Source organism: Micrococcus sp. KRD012, assembly GCF_017168555.1.
In the GTDB taxonomy this organism is placed as follows: Bacteria; Actinomycetota; Actinomycetes; order Actinomycetales; family Micrococcaceae; genus Micrococcus; species Micrococcus luteus.
Genome location: NZ_JABFBB010000024.1, coordinates 101,777 through 106,960, shown reverse-complemented (window position 1 = coordinate 106,960; position 5,184 = coordinate 101,777). Strand labels below are relative to the sequence as shown.

Annotated in this window: 5 protein-coding genes; 4 read left to right on the top strand and 1 reads right to left on the bottom strand. The window is 74.0% G+C overall.

What is annotated here, in order from left to right; all coding sequences use genetic code 11:
• The 3 genes from purE to manA form a co-directional block, all read left to right on the top strand.
• A partial coding sequence (gene purE / locus J1M37_RS10425; RefSeq protein ID WP_036316373.1) for a 5-(carboxyamino)imidazole ribonucleotide mutase occupies positions 1 to 546 on the top strand: 546 nt, incomplete at its 5' end.
• Positions 547 to 566: 20 nt separating this feature from the next.
• Positions 567 to 2,159, top strand: a complete 1,593-nt coding sequence (locus J1M37_RS10420) for an LCP family protein (protein WP_246830337.1) — start codon at positions 567 to 569, stop codon at positions 2,157 to 2,159.
• Positions 2,160 to 2,200: 41 nt separating this feature from the next.
• Positions 2,201 to 3,445, top strand: a complete 1,245-nt coding sequence (gene manA / locus J1M37_RS10415; protein WP_073115944.1) for a mannose-6-phosphate isomerase, class I — start codon at positions 2,201 to 2,203, stop codon at positions 3,443 to 3,445.
• 23 nt (positions 3,446 to 3,468) lie between these two features.
• Here the strand turns inward: manA and glpX are convergent, their stop codons facing one another.
• Positions 3,469 to 4,491, bottom strand: a complete 1,023-nt coding sequence (gene glpX / locus J1M37_RS10410; RefSeq protein ID WP_010079310.1) for a class II fructose-bisphosphatase — start codon at positions 4,489 to 4,491, stop codon at positions 3,469 to 3,471.
• A 187-nt stretch (positions 4,492 to 4,678) separates the two neighbouring features.
• On the opposite strand from glpX, the gene J1M37_RS10405 reads away from it, so the two are divergent.
• Complete coding sequence (locus J1M37_RS10405) at positions 4,679 to 5,173, top strand: DUF4245 domain-containing protein (RefSeq protein ID WP_241251023.1); 495 nt, start codon at positions 4,679 to 4,681, stop codon at positions 5,171 to 5,173.
• Positions 5,174 to 5,184: the final 11 nt, after the last annotated feature.

The following is a 5,184-nucleotide window of genomic DNA, read 5'->3' as shown; positions in this document are numbered from 1 at the left end:
CCCCAGACCCCCGCCCAGCCCCTGCAGGACGACGCCCCGGTCGTCTCCGTCGTGATGGGCTCCGACTCCGACTGGCCCGTGATGAGCGCGGCCGCCGAGGCCCTGCGCGAGCTCGACGTGCCCGTCGAGGTCGGCGTGGTCTCCGCGCACCGCATGCCCCACGAGATGGTGGAGTTCGGCGCCCGCGCGCACGAGCGCGGCATCCGCGTGATCGTGGCCGGCGCGGGCGGCGCGGCGCACCTGCCCGGGATGCTCGCCGCCGTCACCCCCCTGCCCGTGATCGGCGTGCCCGTGAAGCTCAAGAGCCTGGACGGGATGGACTCCCTGCTCTCGATCGTCCAGATGCCCGCCGGCGTGCCGGTGGCCACCGTTTCCATCGACGGCGCCCGCAACGCCGGCCTGCTGGCCGCCCGCATCCTCGCCTCGGCCGACACCGCGGAGGGCGACCGCCTGCGCGCCGCCCTCGCCGAGCACGCCGACGAGCTCAACGCCCAGGCCCGGGCCAAGGGGGCCCGCCTGCGCGAGCGGATGGCCGCCGACCGCTGATGTCGCCCGCCACCGGATCCGTGCCCGCCGGTCACGCGCAGCCCGACCCGCTCCGAGATCCACGCGTCGCCTCCCCCACCGAGCGCACCCGCCGGGCGCTGATCCTCACCGCCCTGACCCTGCTGGTCCCCGGCGGCGCCCAGCTCGTCGCCGGCAGCCGCCGGCTCGGCCGCGTGGCGCTGCGGGTCACCGTCACCGTGTGGGCCGTGCTGATCCTCGGGCTGCTGTGGTGGCTGGTCTCCCGCGCGAGCCTGATCTCGCTCATGGCCCGGGACGGCGTGCTGCTCGGGCTGGCGGTGGTCCTGGCGGCGCTGGCGGTGGGCTGGGCGGTGCTGTGGGTGGACACGTTCCGGCTGATCCGGCCGCACCTGCTCGCCCCCGGCGCGCGGAAGATCACGGCGGCGGTCACCGCGCTCGCGCTCGTGCTCACCAGCGGCGCCCTGCTCTACGGCGGCTGGGCGGCGAACACGAGCCGCGGGGCGCTCGGCGAGGTCTTCCAGGAGGGGCCGGCCGTCCCGGAGGCCGAAGGCCGCTACAACATCCTGGTCCTGGGCGCGGACGCCGGCGAGGGCCGCCAGGGGCTGCGCCCGGACTCCATGCACGTGGTCTCCGTGGACGCCCGCACCGGCGCCATCGTGATGTTCTCCCTGCCCCGCAATCTCCAGAACGCGCCGTTCGTCGAGGGCTCCCCGCTGTGGGACGTGTACCCCAACGGCTTCGACTGCGGCGACGAGTGCATCCTCAACGCCCTCTACACGGACGTGGAGGAGCACCACGCAGACCTCTACCCGGACGCCGAACACCCCGGTGCCGAGGCCATGAAGGACGCCGCCGGCGGCATCCTCGGCCTGGACGTCTCCGGCTACGCCCTCATGGACATGGGCGGCTTCGCCCAGCTGATCGACGCCATGGGCGGGGTGGACGTCGTCAGCGGCGGCTACGTGGTGCACCGCGGCGTCCGGCCCGACGGCGCCTGGGGCAACATCTGGTGGGAGCCGGGCACCCACCACTTCAACGGCGACGACGCGCTCGCCTTCGCCCGCTCCCGGCACTGGTCCACCGACTACGCCCGCATCCGCCGGCAGCAGTGCATGCAGGCGGCGATGCTGGAGCAGTTCAGCCCCGCCACCGTGCTCACCCGCTTCGAGGGGATCCTCGCGGCGGGCCAGCAGATCGTGACCACCGACCTGCCGCAGTCCCAGCTCGGCACGTTCGCGGACCTCGCCGAGCGCTCGCGCGGCCAGAAGATGCGGCGGCTGACCATCGGCCCGCCCGACTTCGGCGACACGGGCACCCACTTCACCACCTACCCCGACTACGACCTCGTCCATCGCCGCGTGGACGAGATGCTGGCCGATGAGTCCGCAACCGCCGGATCGGAGCCGACCGGGGTCTCGGCGACGCCGCTGCTCACCGTGCTGGCCGTCGTCGCGCAGGAGACGCAGACCCCCGACGTCGACGAGGACGACCCGGCCACGTGGCCGGCCCCGCCGACCCGCTCCGACGGCGAGCCCTTCACCGCCGAGGACCTGATGACGGCCGAGGACCTGGGCCAGGAGGACGTGCTGAACCACGCGTCCTCGACGAACGGGCTGTGCGTCCCCGCCCCGTGAGGCGCGACGCGCGGGCCGACGGGCTGACCTAGGCTGGGCGCATGCACGTCCTGAAGCCCGTGATCCGTGACTACGCCTGGGGCTCCCCCACGCTCCTCGCCGACCTGCAGGGACGCGAGCCCACCGGCCGCCCCGAGGCCGAGCTGTGGCTGGGCGACCATCCGAGCGCCCCGTGCGTCGCCGTCGTGGCGGACGGCGCCCACGTCGGCCTGGACGAGGTGGTGGCCGGGGACCCCGAGCACTGCCTCGGGCCCGCCGCACCGGAGGGCCGTCTGCCCTTCCTCATGAAGCTGCTCGCCGCGGGCGCCCCGCTGTCCATCCAGGCGCACCCCACCCTGGAGCAGGCCCGCGCGGGCTACGCCGCGGAGGAGGCCGCCGGCGTGCCGGCCGACGCCCCGGAGCGCAACTACAGGGACGCGAACCACAAGCCGGAGATGCTGCTCGCCCTGACCCCCTTCTCGGCGATGTGCGGCTTCCGCTCCCCCGAGGTCTCCTCGGACAGCTTCGAGGCCCTGGCCCGCGCCCTCACCGAGCGGGCGGACGGGGACACGTCCGCCGTCGCCGTCGCCGCCGCCCGGATCAGCCAGACCCTCGCCGCCGGCGACCTCGAGGACGCGTTCACCTCGATCCTCGACCCCGACTCCGTGTGGGGCTCCCCCGGCGCCGTCGCGCAGGTCGTGGACGTGCTGCGGGCCGCGCCGGACCTGGCCGAGCGCGACCCCTCGCTGGCCACGGCCCTCGAGGTCGCCCAGCACCACCCGGACGACCCCGGCGTGGTGGTGGCCATCCTGCTCAACCGCGTGGACCTGGCCCCGGGTCAGGCCATCCACCTGCCCGCCGGCAACGTGCACGCGTACCTGCACGGGCTGGGCGTGGAGGTCATGGCGGCCTCGGACAACGTGCTGCGCGGCGGGCTCACCCCGAAGCACGTGGACGTGCCCGAGCTGCGCCGCGTGGTCACCTTCGAGGCGCTGCCGGTGCCCTCCACCGAGCCCGAGCGCGTGGCCGACTCCGTGGTGGCCTTCCGCCCGCCGTTCGAGGAGTTCGAGCTGCTCCAGGCCACGCTCGAGGACGACGCCGTCCACGGGCTCGACGTGCACGGGCCCGGGATCGCGGTGGTCACCCGCGGCACGGCGAGCCTGGCCCTGGCAGGCCAGGAGATCGAGCTGGGCCCGGGCGAGGCCGTGTTCCTGCCCGCCGCGGAGACGGCGTCCGGCCCGCTGGCCGTCCGCGCCGCGGCCGGCGCCCCGGCGACGGTGCACGTGGCCGGCCTGCCGCGGGGCTGAGCCCGGCAGACCGGCCCGCGGGCTCAGCGGGCGTCGCGGTCCCCCAGCCACTTGGACCACTTCTTCACGTCGTGCTCGGCGTCCACGGTGCGGACCGTGCCGGACGACGAGCGCATCACGATGGACTGCGTGTGCACGCGGCCGTCGGCAAAGCGCACACCGCGCAGCAGGTCGCCGTCGGTGATGCCGGTGGCCGCGAAGTAGCAGTGGTCGGAGGTGACCAGCTCGTTCGTGGTCAGCACGGCGTCGAGGTCGAGGCCGGCGTCGAGGGCCTTCTGCTTCTCGGCGTCGTCGGTGGGGGCCAGGCGGCCCTGGATGATGCCGCCGGTGGCCTTGATCGCGCACGCGGTGACGATGCCCTCGGGGGTGCCGCCGATGCCCATCATCATGTCCACGCCGGTGCCCGGGCGGGCGGCGGCGATGGCGCCGGCGACGTCGCCGTCCAGGATGAACTTCACGCGGGCGCCGGCCTGGCGGATCTCCTTGACCAGGCCCTCGTGGCGGGGGCGGTCCAGCACGCACACGGTCACCTGGGAGACGGGCTTGTCCAGGGCCTTGGCCACGAGGTTCACATTCTGCTTCACCGGCAGGCGCATGTCCACGAAGTCGGCGGCCTCGGGGCCCACCACGAGCTTGTCCATGTAGAACACGGCCGACGGGTCGAACATGGTGCCGCGCTCGGCCACCGCGAAGACGGAGAGCGCGTTGTTGTAGCCCATGGCGGTCAGTCGGGTGCCGTCGATCGGGTCCACGGCCACGTCCACGGCGGCGCCGGAGCCGTCGCCGACCTGCTCGCCGTTGAACAGCATGGGGGCCTCGTCCTTCTCGCCCTCGCCGATCACCACGGTGCCGTCCATGGCCACGGTGTCCATGAACGCGCGCATCGCGTCCACCGCGGCGCCGTCCGCCTTGTTCTTGTCCCCGTAGCCCACCCAGGGACTCGCGGCGATGGCCGCCGCCTCGGTCACCCGCACCAACTCCATGGCCAGGTTGCGGTCCGGGACGTGATTCTCGTAGCCGGTCTTCTCCGAGGACGCGCTGGTCATCGCTGCTCCGATCCTTGCTCGCGGCGCTCCGTCCGCACGGGACGGGGCGTGAGGGCGGCTCTGCCCCGGTCCTCATCCTACGGGGGCGGCCTCCCGTGGGTGGCACAATGCTGACCGTGAGCTCCGCCGACCCCCACGCGTCCTGACCGCCACGCAGGCGCAGCGGGCCCGGCAGCCGTGGATGGCCATGGTGCTCTCCCTGGTGGCTCTGCTGGCGATCGTGGCCGTGGTCCTCCTGCTCAACCCGGAGCCGCCGCAGCGGCCCCGTGAGGACCGCGTCGACGTCGCCGCCGAGGCCGCCACGGTCCCCCACGACGACGGCGACCTGCCGGCCCTGGCGCCCGAGGTGCCGGAGTCCTGGTATGCCAACTACGCCCGTCTGCAGAAGCTGGACGGCGTCTCCACGTGGGACGTCGGCTGGGTGGTCACGGACACGGTGTTCGCGGGCCTGCAGCAGGCCGAGGACGTCGACCCCACCTGGGTGAGCCTGCGGGTGGACCAGGTCCCGACGTCGGAGACGATCGAGATCGACGGGATCGCGTGGGACCTCCACGCCGATCCGAAGAAGCCGGAGCGACGGCTCGTGGCGGAGGTGGACGGCAGCACCGTGGTGTTGACCACCACCGGTGACCGCGCCGTCCTCGAAGACCTGGCGCACGGCGTCGCGAAGGAGACCCGATGACCCCCCACACC